Origin of the sequence: [Pantoea] beijingensis (assembly GCF_022647505.1) — a bacterium.
GTDB lineage: Bacteria > Pseudomonadota > Gammaproteobacteria > Enterobacterales > Enterobacteriaceae > Erwinia > Erwinia beijingensis.
This window is the reverse complement of the sequence record NZ_CP071409.1, coordinates 484945-500159: the sequence shown is the minus strand read 5'-3', so window position 1 is coordinate 500159 and position 15215 is coordinate 484945. Positions and strand designations below refer to the sequence as shown.

11 protein-coding genes are annotated in these 15215 nt (G+C 48.9%); 3 read left to right on the top strand and 8 right to left on the bottom strand.

What is annotated here, in order from left to right; genetic code table 11:
- The first annotated feature begins 569 nt into the window (after nt 1-569).
- On the top strand, nt 570-5036 hold the full coding sequence (gene gltB / locus J1C60_RS02280; RefSeq protein ID WP_128178622.1) for a glutamate synthase large subunit: 4467 nt from the start codon (nt 570-572) through the stop codon (nt 5034-5036).
- Nucleotides 5037-5156: 120 nt separating this feature from the next.
- Nucleotides 5157-6575, top strand: a complete 1419-nt coding sequence (locus J1C60_RS02275) for a glutamate synthase small subunit (RefSeq protein ID WP_128178623.1) — start codon at nt 5157-5159, stop codon at nt 6573-6575.
- Nucleotides 6576-6624: 49 nt separating this feature from the next.
- Here J1C60_RS02275 and J1C60_RS02270 read toward each other — a convergent pair whose 3' ends face one another.
- The 8 genes from J1C60_RS02270 to zapE form a co-directional block, all read right to left on the bottom strand.
- On the bottom strand, nt 6625-8739 hold the full coding sequence (locus tag J1C60_RS02270; RefSeq protein ID WP_128178624.1) for a peptidase domain-containing ABC transporter: 2115 nt from the start codon (nt 8737-8739) through the stop codon (nt 6625-6627).
- A complete protein-coding gene (locus J1C60_RS02265; protein WP_128178625.1) occupies nt 8732-10030 on the bottom strand; it encodes an HlyD family secretion protein in 1299 nt (432 codons plus the stop codon). The genes J1C60_RS02270 and J1C60_RS02265 overlap by 8 nt, the downstream gene beginning before the upstream one ends.
- Nucleotides 10031-10145: 115 nt before the next feature.
- On the bottom strand, nt 10146-10370 hold the full coding sequence (locus J1C60_RS02260) for a hypothetical protein (protein WP_128178626.1): 225 nt from the start codon (nt 10368-10370) through the stop codon (nt 10146-10148).
- Between the two features lie 497 nt (nt 10371-10867).
- Nucleotides 10868-11353, bottom strand: a complete 486-nt coding sequence (gene sspB, locus J1C60_RS02255) for a ClpXP protease specificity-enhancing factor (RefSeq protein ID WP_128178627.1) — start codon at nt 11351-11353, stop codon at nt 10868-10870.
- Nucleotides 11354-11357: 4 nt separating this feature from the next.
- Complete coding sequence (gene sspA, locus J1C60_RS02250; protein WP_128178628.1) at nt 11358-11999, bottom strand: stringent starvation protein SspA; 642 nt, start codon at nt 11997-11999, stop codon at nt 11358-11360.
- Nucleotides 12000-12306: 307 nt separating this feature from the next.
- A complete protein-coding gene (gene rpsI / locus J1C60_RS02245) occupies nt 12307-12699 on the bottom strand; it encodes a 30S ribosomal protein S9 (RefSeq protein ID WP_017801478.1) in 393 nt (130 codons plus the stop codon).
- Nucleotides 12700-12714: 15 nt separating this feature from the next.
- Nucleotides 12715-13143, bottom strand: coding sequence for a 50S ribosomal protein L13 (rplM, locus tag J1C60_RS02240; RefSeq protein WP_128178629.1), 429 nt, complete (start codon nt 13141-13143; stop codon nt 12715-12717).
- A 244-nt stretch (nt 13144-13387) separates the two neighbouring features.
- On the bottom strand, nt 13388-14515 hold the full coding sequence (gene zapE, locus J1C60_RS02235) for a cell division protein ZapE (RefSeq protein ID WP_128178630.1): 1128 nt from the start codon (nt 14513-14515) through the stop codon (nt 13388-13390).
- 170 nt (nt 14516-14685) lie between these two features.
- Between zapE and zapG the strand changes: the two genes are divergently transcribed.
- Nucleotides 14686-15087 (top strand): Z-ring associated protein ZapG, encoded by a 402-nt coding sequence (gene zapG / locus J1C60_RS02230; RefSeq protein WP_128178631.1) that lies wholly within the window; start codon nt 14686-14688, stop codon nt 15085-15087.
- Nucleotides 15088-15215: the final 128 nt, after the last annotated feature.

Here is a 15215-nt window from a genome sequence, read left to right as displayed (position 1 = left end):
TTTTATCGAAGAATTAATCACTCCTGTCGTGATTAATTTTACTAATGCAGGCAGGCTATTTGATTCAAATATGCACAAGGATTAAAAATAGTTTTATCATGCGGTTTTTTTTATTTTACCAGCATTAAATACTACAAATATTATCAGCACCAGCATGGTGCAGAGATTTGGCGACTGCACTATAGTGAGTCAGCTCACATTTCAGATGCGAGCCATCATCAATATCTCACGATAATTTCTACAATAAAAACCATTTAAATCAATCGGATAACCTTAAAAATATGACAAAAATCAACATTAAGAACGCTATTTGACCTCTGTACGCTTTCCCGATAACTTGGAAATCCGCTGGAAGCTTTCTGGACGAGTGTTGCACTCGTCATATTTATGCAGTAATTGAGATTCCCTCTGAAGCAAGTCCTCAATACTTGTGACACCGACGCTAAAGGCCATTAAAGAGGGGCGACATCGTGATAAGCGCAAGATGCGCAAACTTGTCGCCAAGCCCTTTCTACGCCTGCCTGTCGTCGGCGCAGGGAATCCCGCAGAGCCTGGGGAGGTTCACTGATATGTTGTACGATAAATCCCTTGAAAAGGATAACTGTGGTTTCGGCCTGATCGCCCACATAGAAGGCGAACCTAGCCACAAGGTAGTGCGTACCGCTATTCACGCACTGGCCCGCATGCAGCATCGGGGGGCGATCCTTGCTGACGGCAAGACCGGCGATGGCTGTGGCTTGCTATTACAAAAACCGGACCGTTTCTTCCGCGTCGTGGCGGAAGAACGTGGCTGGCGTTTGGCAAAAAATTACGCTGTTGGTATGCTTTTTCTCAATAAAGATGATGAAAAAGCGAGCGAAAGTCGCCGCATCGTTGAGGAAGAAGTCCTGCGTGAAACGCTGTCAATCGTTGGCTGGCGCGATGTGCCTACCAATGAAGACGTCTTAGGTGAGATTGCCCTCTCCTCTCTGCCGCGCATTGAGCAGTTATTTATCAACGCACCGGCAGGCTGGCGACCGCGTGATATGGAACGCCGCCTGTACATGGCGCGCCGTCGTATTGAAAAGCGCGTTGAAGCCCTGCAGGATAAAGATTTTTATATCTGTAGCTTCTCAAACCAGGTCAATATTTATAAAGGTCTGTGCATGCCAGCAGACCTGCCGCGCTTCTATCTGGATCTCGCGGATCTGCGTCTGGAATCGGCCATCTGCCTGTTCCACCAGCGCTTCTCCACCAATACCGTACCGCGCTGGCCATTAGCCCAGCCATTCCGCTATATGGCGCACAACGGTGAGATCAATACAATTGCGGGCAACCGCCAATGGGCGCGGGCGCGTGCCTACAAGTTTAAAACACCGTTGATCCCGGACCTGCAGGACGCCGCACCTTTCGTTAACGAAACCGGCTCCGACTCAAGCTCAATGGACAATATGCTGGAGCTGTTCCTGAGTGGCGGTATGGATCTTATCCGTGCAATGCGCCTGCTGGTTCCACCAGCCTGGCAGAACAATCCGGATATGGATCCGGAGCTGCGCGACTTCTTTGATTTTAACTCCATGCATATGGAGCCTTGGGATGGCCCTGCTGGCATCGTGATGTCCGATGGCCGCTATGCCGCCTGTAACCTCGATCGCAATGGTCTCCGCCCTGCACGTTATGTCATTACTAAAGACAAACTGATCACCTGCGCCTCCGAAGTCGGGATCTGGGACTACCAGCCAGATGAAGTCGTTGAAAAAGGGCGAGTAGGACCCGGCGAGTTGATGGTTATCGATACCCGGGCAGGCCGAATCCTGCACTCCGCCGAAACGGATAACGATCTGAAAAGCCGCCACCCTTACAAAGAGTGGATGGAGAAAAATGTTCGCCGTCTGGTCCCCTTTGAAAATCTGCCTGATGATCGTGTCGGCAGCCGCGAACTTGACGATCTCCAGCTATCGACCTATCAGAAACAGTTTGGGTACAGCAGCGAAGAGTTGGATTCCATTATTCGTGTACTGGGCGAAAACGGCCAGGAAGCCGTCGGCTCAATGGGTGATGATACGCCGTTTGCCGTGCTCTCCAGCCGCCCACGCATCATCTATGATTATTTCAGACAGCAATTTGCGCAGGTCACTAATCCGCCAATCGATCCGCTACGTGAAAATCACGTAATGTCGCTGGCAACCAGTATCGGCCGTGAAATGAACGTCTTCTGCGAAGCAGAGGGACAGGCGCATCGCGTGAGTTTTAAATCGCCGATCCTGCTGTTTTCCGACTTCCAGCAGTTGACCACGATGGAAGGTGAGTACTACCGCGCAGATACGCTGGATTGTACCTTTAATCCCGAGGAACAGTCGCTGGAAGAAGCCATTACTGCGCTATGCGATACTGCTGAAAAAATGATTCAAGGCGGCACGGTGCTGTTGGTGCTTTCCGATCGCGCGATCGGTACCAGCCGTTTGCCTGTACCTGCGCCGATGATTGTTGGCGCCGTTCAATCGCGCCTTGTCGATAAGAATCTGCGCTGCGATGCCAACATCATCGTTGAAACCGCCAGCGCACGCGACCCACATCATTTTGCCGTACTGCTTGGCTTCGGTGCGACGGCGGTTTATCCGTATCTCGCCTACGAATCGCTGGCAAAAATGGCAGATAGCGGTGTGATCGAAAAAGATTACCGCACGCTGATGCTTAACTACCGTAACGGCATCAATAAGGGCTTATACAAGATTATGTCCAAAATGGGCATTTCGACTATCGCCTCTTATCGCTGTTCGAAGCTGTTTGAAGCTGTGGGTCTTCATGCTGACGTTTCTGGGCTCTGCTTCCAGGGCGTGGTCAGCCGCATCAGCGGCGCAAATTTCAGCGACTTTGAGCAGGACCTGCTGAACTTATCCAAACGCGCATGGCTACAACGCAAGCCACTGGAACAAGGTGGATTATTGAAATACGTCCACGGTGGCGAATATCACGCCTATAATCCGGACGTTGTGGCCACGCTGCAAAAAGCAGTTAATAGCGGTGAATACAGCGATTATCAGCCGTATGCAAAACTCGTTAACGAACGTCCTGTCGCTGCCCTACGCGATCTGCTGGCCATAAAGCCTGATGGCGCAACCATCCCGTTGGATGACGTTGAACCCGCAACCGAACTGTTTAAACGCTTTGATACCGCAGCTATGTCTATCGGCGCATTAAGCCCCGAAGCGCATGAATCGCTGGCTGAAGCTATGAACGGGTTGGGCGGTTACTCCAACTCCGGCGAAGGCGGTGAAGATCCCGCGCGCTACGGAACGAATAAAGTTTCACGTATTAAACAGGTTGCCTCCGGTCGCTTTGGTGTGACACCGGCTTATCTGGTCAATGCGGATGTGATCCAGATTAAAGTGGCTCAAGGGGCAAAACCCGGTGAAGGGGGGCAGTTACCGGGTGATAAAGTCACGCCGTATATTGCCAAACTGCGCTACTCGGTGCCGGGCGTTACGCTGATTTCACCACCGCCGCACCATGACATCTATTCGATTGAAGATCTGGCACAACTGATTTTTGATTTGAAACAGGTTAACCCGAAAGCAATGATTTCGGTGAAGCTGGTATCCGAACCCGGCGTGGGTACGATTGCCACCGGCGTGGCTAAAGCCTATGCCGATCTGATCACCATCGCAGGTTACGATGGCGGTACAGGCGCCAGCCCGCTGAGCTCGGTAAAATATGCCGGCTGTCCGTGGGAATTAGGGCTGGTTGAAACACAGCAAGCACTCGTTGCTAACGGCCTGCGACATAAGATTCGCCTGCAGGTCGATGGCGGACTTAAAACCGGGCGCGATATCATTAAAGCCGCAATTTTAGGTGCGGAAAGCTTTGGTTTTGGTACCGGCCCTATGGTCGCACTGGGTTGTAAATACCTGCGTATTTGCCACCTGAATAACTGTGCAACGGGCGTCGCAACTCAGGATGAAAAACTGCGCAAAAACCATTATCACGGCCTGCCATACCGCGTGACTAACTACTTCCAGTTTATTGCGCAGGAAACGCGTGAAATCATGGCTGAGCTGGGCGTCAAACGTCTGGTAGACCTGATTGGCCGTACTGAACTGCTGGAAGAACTGGACGGCTTTACCGCCAAGCAGCAGAACCTGGATCTCTCTTCACTGCTTGAAACGGCAGAACCTATGCCGGGTAAAAAAGTGTACTGCACAGAGTCCAACCCGCCGTTTGATAAGGGTGTGTTAAATAAGGCATTGCACGATCAGGCGATGCCATTTGTGGAAGCAAAACAGAGCAAAACGTTCTACTTTGATATCCGCAACACAGACCGTTCCGTTGGAGCAACCTTGTCGGGAGCGATCGCCGCGATCCATGGCGATCAGGGGCTGGCAGCCGATCCTATCCGTGCCCACTTTAACGGAACAGCAGGCCAAAGTTTCGGCGTCTGGAACGCAGGCGGCGTTGAACTTACGCTGACCGGCGATGCTAACGATTACGTTGGTAAAGGTATGGCTGGTGGCATGCTGGCGGTACGCCCGCCGGTAGGTTCAGCATTCCGCAGCCATGAAGCAACCATCGTCGGCAACACCTGCCTGTATGGTGCTACCGGTGGCAAATTATTTGCGGCGGGCCGGGCCGGAGAACGTTTTGCAGTACGTAACTCCGGAGCCATAACGGTGGTAGAAGGTATTGGTGATAACGGTTGTGAATATATGACTGGCGGTATCGTCTGCGTGATGGGCCGTACCGGCGTGAACTTTGGCGCAGGTATGACCGGTGGCTTTGCTTATGTGCTTGATGAGGACGGCGAGTTCCGCAAACGCGTTAACCCGGAACTGGTCGAAGTCCTGAGCGTAGATGACCTGGCGATCCATGAAGAGCATTTGCGCGGTCTGATTACCGAGCACGTGCATCATACAGGATCGTCTCGAGGTGAAGAGATCCTGGCGAACTGGCCAGCCTGGTCGGCAAAATTCGCGTTGGTTAAACCTAAATCCAGTGATGTAAAAGCATTGTTGGGCCACCGTAGTCGTTCCGCAGCTGAGCTGCGAGTGCTGGCGCAGTAAGTTTGGTTCATCTGGTGTATTTGCCGCGTCGCGTCTGAATCTGGCGAACAGTCCTTGGTGGTTCACCAGATTCAGAGCAGCAAAAGAAATAGCCGGGTGGGGCTGACGTAAGAGGTTACTATGAGTCAAAACGTGTATCAATTTATCGACTTGCAGCGTGTTGATCCGCCGAAGAAACCGTTAAAGATCCGCACGATTGAATTTGTGGAGATTTACGAGCCATTTTCTGACGGGCAGGTAAAAGCGCAGGCCGATCGCTGCCTGGACTGCGGCAACCCTTATTGTGAGTGGAAATGTCCGGTTCATAACTACATTCCTAACTGGCTGAAACTGGCCAATGAAGGACGCATTATTGAAGCGGCTGAACTCTCTCACCAGACTAACAGTTTGCCGGAAGTCTGTGGTCGCGTCTGTCCGCAGGATCGTCTGTGCGAAGGCTCCTGTACGCTCAACGATGAGTTTGGCGCAGTGACTATCGGCAACATTGAACGTTACATCAACGATAAAGCGCTGGAGATGGGCTGGAAACCCGACCTGTCCCACGTAAAGCCCACCGGTAAGCGCGTAGCGATTATCGGTGCCGGGCCGGCGGGATTAGCCTGTGCCGACGTGCTGACGCGTAATGGTGTAAAAGCCGTGGTTTACGATCGCCACCCTGAAATCGGCGGTCTGCTGACCTTTGGCATCCCTGCGTTTAAGCTCGAAAAAGAGGTGATGGTCAAGCGTCGCCACCTGTTCACCGAAATGGGAATTGAATTTAAACTCAATACCGAAATTGGCCGCGATGTGCAGATGAGCGAGCTGGTCACTGACTTTGATGCGGTGTTCCTCGGCGTGGGCACGTATCAGTCGATGCGTGGTGGTTTAGAACATGAAGATGCGCCGGGTGTTTACGACGCGCTGCCTTTCCTTATCGCCAACACTAAAGAAACAATGGGCTTTTCCCATACGGAAGAAGAGCCTTACATCACCATGAACGGTAAACGTGTGGTTGTACTGGGAGGGGGGGATACAGCAATGGACTGTGTACGTACCTCAATTCGCCAGGGTGCGACACATGTGACCTGTGCCTATCGTCGTGACGAAGAGAATATGCCGGGTTCACGCCGTGAAGTAAAAAATGCGCGTGAAGAAGGCGTAGAGTTTCAGTTCAACGTTCAGCCTCTGGGCATTGAGATCAATGGTAATGGCCGCGTTTGTGGCGTTAAAATGGCGCGAACCGAAATGGGTCAGCCAGATGCTCAAGGTCGCCGTCGTGCTGAAATCATCGCGGGTTCCGAGCATATTTTACCGGCGGATGCGGTGGTGATGGCCTTTGGTTTCCGTCCACATGAGATGACCTGGTTAGAACAATTCAGCGTCGAATTGGATTCTCAGGGGCGTATCATCGCGACCGAAAATGTGGAAAATGCTTTCCAGACCAGTAACCCGAAGATCTTTGCTGGCGGTGATGCGGTGCGTGGCTCCGATTTAGTTGTTACCGCAATTGCCGAAGGCCGTAAAGCGGCTGACGGTATCATGAACTACCTGGAAGTCTGATCGTATCTTAAAGAGGGGGGGATTCCCCTCCCTCTTCTCTTCTTCCATGTTATCTCGTCGTATCTGACCCAATTTCAATTACCCTATCAGCACTGGCTATAGTTGAAGGCCGATGCGCTATAATGATCCGTGTAATATTCAACGCCGCAATCGCCGCATTGATGCGAGACTCATTGGCTAAATCAAGATGGCTGGTCGCTTCGTCCATAAACAAAATTTTGGGTTGCCGATACAATGCTCGTGCAATCAGCAGCCGCTGATGCTGCCCTCCGGAAACACTCGATCCTAACTCACTCAGTAAAGTCTGATAACCCATTGGCATATTCATAATTTCACGATCGATACAACTCAATTGAGCACAATGCACCACTCTTGAGCGATCCATCTCATCATCAAATCCGGCAATATTTTCTTCAATGGTACCGGCAAATAACTTATCGTCCTGTAACACGCAGGCAATATAGCGGCGATAGTTATCAATACCGATTTTATGAATATCTCGCCCGTTAACGAAAACATTCCCTCCTTCAGGGATTGTAAGCCCCGCCAGGATCTTCATTAATGTCGTTTTTCCGCTACCGGAGGCCCCCGTCAACGCCACACACTCTCCGGCAGAAACAGTGATATCTAAATCGTCCACTACCGGACGGGAGAGCTTGTCATAGCGGTATGTTATGCCACGCCCATAAAGAGCCATCGCCGTATCATTTTCAAAAAATAATCCTTGCTGGCTAGTTGGTTCTGCTTCCGACCGCGCGATATCGGCAACCCGGCCACTGTGCAGATTTAACATCCGCAGCTGCAATAAGGTATTAACGAGCGTAACCGTGCGTGAAGAAAATTCCCCTCGATAGGCATTAAAAGCGATAAACATACCCAAAGATAGTGTTCCATCGATTACCAACCCTGCCCCTAACCACAAAATAATTACCTGATCCAGCGCAGCAACAAGCATACTGACACCCCCGAAAACCATATCGAAACGGCTTAGGCGGATACCGCTGTTAATAGCATCAATCTTTAGCGTAAGCCATTGCATGCTTCTTAGTCGGGTCAGGCTCAATGCCTTGATGGTTGCCATACCGTGCAACGTTTCCATAAAATGTGAACTGACTTTCGCTTCGTTAACGATCTGCTCTTCGGCAATCTGGCGATATAACGGCCAGGTGAAGATTCTCATCAGCACATATACAGCCATGGAAGCGAACACCACCCACATCAGCCAACTACCGTACAGCCACATCATGGTCATGACTCCGGTAGCCATAATACCGTCAACCACAATGCCAACAATGCTGGTCGTTAATACATTGCGAATAGTGTCCAGTGACATAAAGCGCGACTGAATATCACCCAACTTCCTTTTCTCAAACCAGCTATGGGGAAGATGGATTAAATGATCAAACAGTCGTTCGCACCACTGAATGTCTATGGATGCACTGGTCACGAGCGTTAGCCACGATCGGCACATACTCAGTAGCGTTCTGAACACGATAAAGGCGAGTAAACCCAGGCAGATCAACGCCAGTAACGATTGATCTCTGGCAATAATGACATGATCCATTACCAACTGCGTGCCTACAGGCAGCAGTAGGTTCACCCCCTCAATGAGCAAAGATAACGACAAAATTTTCATCAGAAAGCGTTTAAAACCGCTAACATGATTCAGGATACTTTTTAGCCCAAATTGCTGCGTCACCTTCTGACAGGAAAAATCAACCGCGGGCCATAACTCAAGTGCAACACCCGTAAAATGTTGTGACACCTGCATCATATTCAGCTTACGCTTACCCAATGCCGGATCGTGAATAACCACTCTATGGCGACTAACCTTTACCAGCACCACAAAATGGCACAGATCCCAATGTAAAACGCAGGGCGTTTTTAATTGGTGAAGCTCATTAATCTCCAGTCTTACCGCCCGGCTTCTCATATTCAGAGAGGCAGCAATCTCCATAATATTTTTGAGGTTTGCTCCTTGAGAAGAAAGCCCGAACTTTCGCCGGAACTCAAACATATCAATATGATGACGATAATACCCTGCGATCATAGCCAAACATGCCAGCCCACACTCTGCAGCCTCCGATTGGATAATTTTGGGGGTATGACGGTGAAGCTGAAGCGCAAGGCGAGATAATAAGGGGGGGGGTGTAAAATTATTCATTCACCAGTCCGGTCACACTGTCATTCATTTTATACAGCGGTGACAACATCCATTGATAAAGTGGCCTTTTTTCAAGGAAAAACGTTGATTGAGCTCTCATCCCGCCCGTAAGCACTAATTTTTCCTGAGCGAAGCCCGCTTTACTTCTCTTTAACTTCACAATAGTTTTGTAATAGGCTGCGATGTGCGTTCGGTCATGATTTATCGGGCTATTTTTATAGCTATTCAATTCCTGCATTGACGCGGGAATGGCTGAAACTGATGAAACTTCACCGGCAAACTGGCCAAACTTTTCATACGGAAAGGCATCAAAACGAATATTAACCCGGCTCCCTACCGTCACATAAGGCCGTGCATCATCCGTCAACCAGAAGACGGCATACACAGATTGCTGCGGGTTATTCGCAATCTGTGCCAAGGTATCGCCATTACTGACCATTTGTCCTTCCGTCACGATCAGACTTTCTACTCGCCCCTCCATGGGAGAGACGATCAGAAAGTTATCTTTTGATTCCGCTTCCGTAAGTTCTCTCCTCAGGCTCTCACGCTGGGACTCACTTTGTAATATCTGGTTGTCGAACTCAGCCGATTTAATATCCATTTCACTTTTTAAATTGGTCAGCTGCAGTAAGTTGTTTATGTTCTGAGCATAAAGATTGTTATAAACTCCTTTTTGCTGCTGGTAGGTATATCGCTGGTTATTGAGCTGATCTTTGGTAATGAGCCGAGACTGACGATATTGCTGATATTCTGACAGTGTTTTTTTCATCTGTTCCGTGACCATTAATGATTCTGCCAGCATTGAATCTGATTGCTTCCATGCATCCTGATAAGCTTTATGCTGCACGTTAAGGTTCTCGAGCGTACGCTGTCGGTTATTTTTTAGCGTAATAATTATCTGATCGTTTTTTAATAATTGTTGCTTAATGGCAGCCACATTATTCTGGTTAACATTGCCTGACTGTGTCAGCTGTGAAGCCGCAACCTGATACAATACCTGCCCCTTTTTGACCCGCTGAGCAGGCTGAACAAAGCTTTTCTCGATAATGCCAGATGCGGATGTAAATACATCTACCGGATGAGGGTAAATAATCACTTCTCCAGGTATATTCACTCTTCGGGTGTAGCTTCCAAAAACTAAGAAGCCAACCAATAACAGTAAGAGTGACAAACTTAACAAAACAACAAGTAAGGTAGGAACTGGCGACGTTATTATTGCTTTCCCTGCCCAAACATACCTATTGCTTTCAATTACCTGATGCCGAAAGAGGGGGGAAGAAGAATCACTCATTATCAGTCACTGCATCTTTAACGTGAGTTTTACATATCATTTTTTTGATAAAATGCAGCGGTTCTATGGGTAATAAAACCGCTGCACTTAAAATTAATCAGCTGAATTTCAGCGATTAACGTTTATTTGAAGGTACTGAGAACTGGTTAGTATAGTAATTTAAGATACTGGCTACTTTTTCGAACGCCGCACCGACTGCCGCCAGCATGTCATCGAATGGATTTCCAGTATTGCCCCCCACACTACGCGGCGTTGCGCTGCCCATTACTGTTGGACCTAATGATGAACGAAAACCGGCTCCAGAAACCATTTCAGTTTCATTACTGTCAAGATTACGCATAGGTCATATTTCCTTATGAAGTAAATATAAATAAAACACGATATATCACATCATTATCAAAAAACTAAAAATCCAGAGGGTTGGTGCGATAATGATGCTCGCCACAGTAACGTGAAGCATTATCTTATTCATTTAAACTACATTCATTTGTTCTTATTTCTTATCATTTACGCTCAACACACAGCGGTAATTTTTCTCAAAATAATTAAGGGGGGAATTCTCTGAAATAAATGAAGTCGCGGCAACTCACCGCGCAGTTTCAGGCCACATACAAAGAGTAAATGAGATTAATTCTAAGCAGAAGTAGAATAAGAAGGGATATGACGATATTAGCTCATACTTTCTGAGAGGACGATACAGGTAAAAAGGAGCGATAAATCGCTCCTTTTTACTTCAAACCTGAAACCGTTGACATCAACTACATCGATCAATCGAACCTGATGGATCAGACTGTTCAAGTCAAGTAGAACCAACTGGTAGATATTACGGGATAGTAACTATTTAACCACGCGCAAAGCGGGACGTCCCCCACGTGGTGGAGGGTCGTTATCCGGATTATCGTCGTCGCTATCAGGACGATCGCCATCGATTATCGACATTACAGTGTCAGACTCGTCCCGCTCTGCGCCTGTGCTGCCCTCACTGCCTTCTTCGTACGCAGGTTCAGGTTCAAACATCGTCCCTGCCCCGTTCTCGCGTGCATAGATGGCCAGAACAGCGGCCAACGGTACGTTGACCTGCCGCGGAACACCACCGAAACGCGCATTGAAACGAACTTCATCGTTACCTAACTCAAGATTACCCACTGCACGTGGAGCAATATTCAGTACAATCTGTCCATCACGCGCATATTCAAGCGGCACCATTACACCTGGCAGATTGATATCAACCACCAAATGCGGTGTCAGTTGATTATCCAGCAACCATTCATAGAATGCCCGTAACAGATAAGGTCGACGTGCAGTTAATTGAGACATTTCCATACTATTAGCCCCGCGTTTGCAGGCGCATTTCACGTTCCGCTTCCGTCAGGGAAGCCAGGAAAGAATCACGTTCGAAGACACGCGTCATATAGCCTTTCAGCTCTTTTGAGCCGGCACCAACCAGTTCAATGCCCATCTGCGGTAAACGCCACAGCAGCGGCGCCAGATAGCAATCAACTAAGCTAAATTCTTCACTCATAAAATAGGGAGTACGAGCGAACAGGGGTGCAATAGCCAGCAATTCTTCACGCAGTTGCTTACGTGCTGCTTCTGCTTCGGTTGCATTACCCGTTTCAACCTTACGCATCAGGCTATACCAATCTTGTTCAACCCGATGCATCATCAGGCGACTTTCGCCGCGGGCAACCGGATACACCGGCATTAATGGAGGATGTGGAAAACGCTCATCCAGGTATTCCATAATAATGCGGGATTCATACAGCGTTAGTTCGCGATCCACCAGCGTTGGCACGGTGCGATACGGGTTCAGGTCGATCAGATCCTGAGGCAGATTATCCGTTTCAACCTGCTCGATCTCAACGCTGACACCTTTCTCAGCCAGTACGATACGTACCTGATGGCTAAAAATGTCAGTCGGACCAGAAAACAGCGTCATTACCGAACGTTTGTTGGCAGCGACAGCCATGAAAACCTCCAAGTTTATCGAGAAAATTACTGCGAAAGCCCGCCACGTGGCGACTAACCTGTTGACGTAACCGCTCGCAGCCAGATATAGCGCCGATCCAGTATCCTGACGGGATAATCATGCGCGGTACCCAGCTAACGGGCGCAAAGTGACACATAGTTTACCAGATTTTAGCCTGCTTGTGGGGGGAGTATTGATGATTTGACGGCAAAATGCTAAAGCACCCGCGTTTTGGCACAGTGAAGATAATAAAAAACCCGGTGCTTGCACCGGGCTTTTCGATAATTTGCGCTGAAAACAGAGCGAATTAACGTTTGGAGAACTGTGGACGACGGCGTGCTTTACGCAGACCGACTTTCTTACGTTCAACCTGACGTGCATCACGAGTAACGAAGCCTGCTTTACGCAGTTCGCCACGCAGGGACTCGTCGTACTCCATCAGAGCGCGGGTGATACCATGACGGATCGCACCAGCCTGACCAGAGATACCACCACCTTTAACAGTGATGTACAGATCGAATTTACCAACCATGTCGACCAGTTCCAGTGGTTGACGAACTACCATGCGGGCAGTTTCACGACCAAAGTACTGTTCCAGAGAACGCTGGTTGATAACGATGTTACCGCTACCCGGCTTAATAAAGACGCGAGCGGAAGAGCTTTTGCGGCGACCAGTGCCGTAGTTTTGATTCTCAGCCATTGCCTATAATCCCGATTAAATGTCCAGAACTTGCGGTTGCTGTGCCGCATGGTTGTGCTCATTGCCCGCGTAAACTTTAAGTTTACGGTACATAGCACGACCCAGCGGGCCCTTTGGCAGCATGCCTTTAACCGCGATTTCAATCACACGCTCAGGACGGCGAGCAATCATCTCTTCGAAGGTCGCTTGCTTGATACCACCGATGTGACCAGTGTGATGGTAATAAATCTTATCGCTACGCTTGTTGCCGGTTACAGCAACTTTTTCCGCGTTAAGAACGATGATGTAATCACCAGTATCAACGTGCGGAGTATATTCCGCTTTGTGCTTACCGCGCAGACGCAGAGCCAGTTCAGTCGCTAAACGACCTAAAGTTTTGTCTGTTGCGTCAACAACGTACCAGTCGCGTTTTACGGTTTCTGGTTTAGCTGTAAAAGTTTTCATCTGAAAGCTTACCCAAATTAAGTTACACGTTGGTGAAATCCCAAACGCTTGAATAAACGATTGAGGCTCACACGACCATCTCGACCAGCAAGCCCACCCCTTCGGATAGAGTTACTGGAACACAAAGAGTTTTGGGAAAAAAACCTTTGCTGTAACGTGGGGTCGCAAGATTATAGAGAAGTCGCCCTGAAAGATCGAACCTTTTCTGCAATAAAAAACACGGTTGCAACAGACAGCCTACACGCTAAGGCAAATGGTCCAGCCTCAGGTACTCTTCGCTTTGCATTTCTTGCAAACGTGACAGACAGCGCTGATATTCAAACTTCAGTCGCTCCCCCTGATAAATATCAAACAGCGATGCCTCTGCAGCCACGACCAGTTTCACATGGCGCTCATAAAACTCATCAACCAACGCCAGAAAGCGCCGTGCCTGATCCTCAGTACGATTATTCATGACCGACACATTAAATAGCAGAACGCTATGAAAACGTCGTGAGAGTTCAATATAGTCATGCTGACTACGTGCATCGCCACACAACGTATGAAAATCCATGGCGACTACGCCATCAGCCATACCTTCCGTCGGTAATGAACGATGATTAATGTCCAGTACCGGTTTCCCATCACGTGCAACACCTGCCAGTGTGCCGAACATACGCTCCATTTCACTCGTGGTTTGTTCATTCAATGGATGCATCCACAAATGCGCAGACGTCAGCGTGCGCAGACGATAATCGATCCCTGCATCAACGTTCATAACCTCGCAGTGACGTTTGACCATCTCTATAGCGGGCAGGAACCGCGCGCGCTGTAAACCATTACGATAGAGTTCATCAGGTGGGATGTTTGACGTTGCCACTAACGTGATACCCCGAGAAAACAGGGCTTCCATCAACGTACCCAGCAACATTGCATCGGTAATATCGGCAACAAAAAACTCATCAAAGCAAAGAATATCCGTTTGCGCTTTAAAACGGTCAGCAACAATTTCCAGCGGGTCCTGCTGCCCTTGTAGCTCAGTAAGCTGCTCATGAACGCGTAACATAAACCGATGAAAATGTAGACGAAGCTTGCGCTCACCAGGAATAGACCGAAAAAACATATCCATCAGCCACGTCTTCCCGCGCCCCACCCCACCCCACATGTAGAGTCCACGTATTGGCTCCTTACGCGTGGTTTTCTCTTTCCCCAGTAATTTATTCAGCTTGCCGAATAATCCCTTAACCGGCATATCGTCGGCTGGCCGTCCGGCTACCAACGCTTGCTGGATGGCCTCTAAACGGGTCATCGCTTCACGCTGAATGTCGTCGGGTTGATACTCACCCTTGTCGAGTGCCTGTTGATAAAGCGCCAAAGGAGACGATGTTTGCATTGTAAAATCACATTCCCTGAAAATGGTCTGTTACGTAACCAGTTGTCGAAAAAAAGGCCGTTCTACACTAAGCGATGATGCCTCAGGATTCCACTTCGATTCGATTAGCGGTTATAGTGGTTCTAAATGGAAAGGCCCTACGGAACAACGAAGACAATACGGGAGTCATTATGACCTGGGAATACGCGCTTATTGGTTTAGTTATTGGCATCATTATCGGCGCGGTGGCGATGCGTTTTGGTAATAGAAAACTGCGCGAACAGCGTAGCATGCAGTATGAGTTGGAAAAAACAAAGGCTGAACTCTCTGATTATCGTGAAGAGTTAACCAACCATTTCGCACACAGCGCAGAATTGCTGGATAATATGGCCCGCGATTATCGCCAGCTCTATCAGCACATGGCGAAGGGCTCAAACGATTTGTTACCTAATTTACCGGGTGATAAAAATCCGTTTGCCTGGCAACTGACTGAAGCTGAAGCTGACAACGATCAGGTACCAGTACAGATGCCGCGTGATTATTCAGAAGGTGCATCAGGGTTGCTGCGTGGTGAACACGGCAGACGCGATTGATAATGGTTGCGTAAAAGGGGGGCAATGCGCCCCTCGTAATAAAATTACCGAACACTTTCTTGAAGCATCTGTCAGAGTTTCATTCCCACACGGTTTTGTCTCCCACTTTTTTGCAGCGAGAGCGTCTT

Coding starts and splice junctions, on each gene's coding strand:
- gltB (WP_128178622.1), top strand. CDS start 570: ATGTTGTACGATAAATCCCTTGAAAAGGATAACTGTGGTTTCGGCCTG.
- J1C60_RS02275 (WP_128178623.1), top strand. CDS start 5,157: ATGAGTCAAAACGTGTATCAATTTATCGACTTGCAGCGTGTTGATCCG.
- J1C60_RS02270 (WP_128178624.1), bottom strand. CDS start 8,739: ATGAATAATTTTACACCCCCCCCCTTATTATCTCGCCTTGCGCTTCAG.
- J1C60_RS02265 (WP_128178625.1), bottom strand. CDS start 10,030: ATGAGTGATTCTTCTTCCCCCCTCTTTCGGCATCAGGTAATTGAAAGC.
- J1C60_RS02260 (WP_128178626.1), bottom strand. CDS start 10,370: ATGCGTAATCTTGACAGTAATGAAACTGAAATGGTTTCTGGAGCCGGT.
- sspB (WP_128178627.1), bottom strand. CDS start 11,353: ATGGAAATGTCTCAATTAACTGCACGTCGACCTTATCTGTTACGGGCA.
- sspA (WP_128178628.1), bottom strand. CDS start 11,999: ATGGCTGTCGCTGCCAACAAACGTTCGGTAATGACGCTGTTTTCTGGT.
- rpsI (WP_017801478.1), bottom strand. CDS start 12,699: ATGGCTGAGAATCAAAACTACGGCACTGGTCGCCGCAAAAGCTCTTCC.
- rplM (WP_128178629.1), bottom strand. CDS start 13,143: ATGAAAACTTTTACAGCTAAACCAGAAACCGTAAAACGCGACTGGTAC.
- zapE (WP_128178630.1), bottom strand. CDS start 14,515: ATGCAAACATCGTCTCCTTTGGCGCTTTATCAACAGGCACTCGACAAG.
- zapG (WP_128178631.1), top strand. CDS start 14,686: ATGACCTGGGAATACGCGCTTATTGGTTTAGTTATTGGCATCATTATC.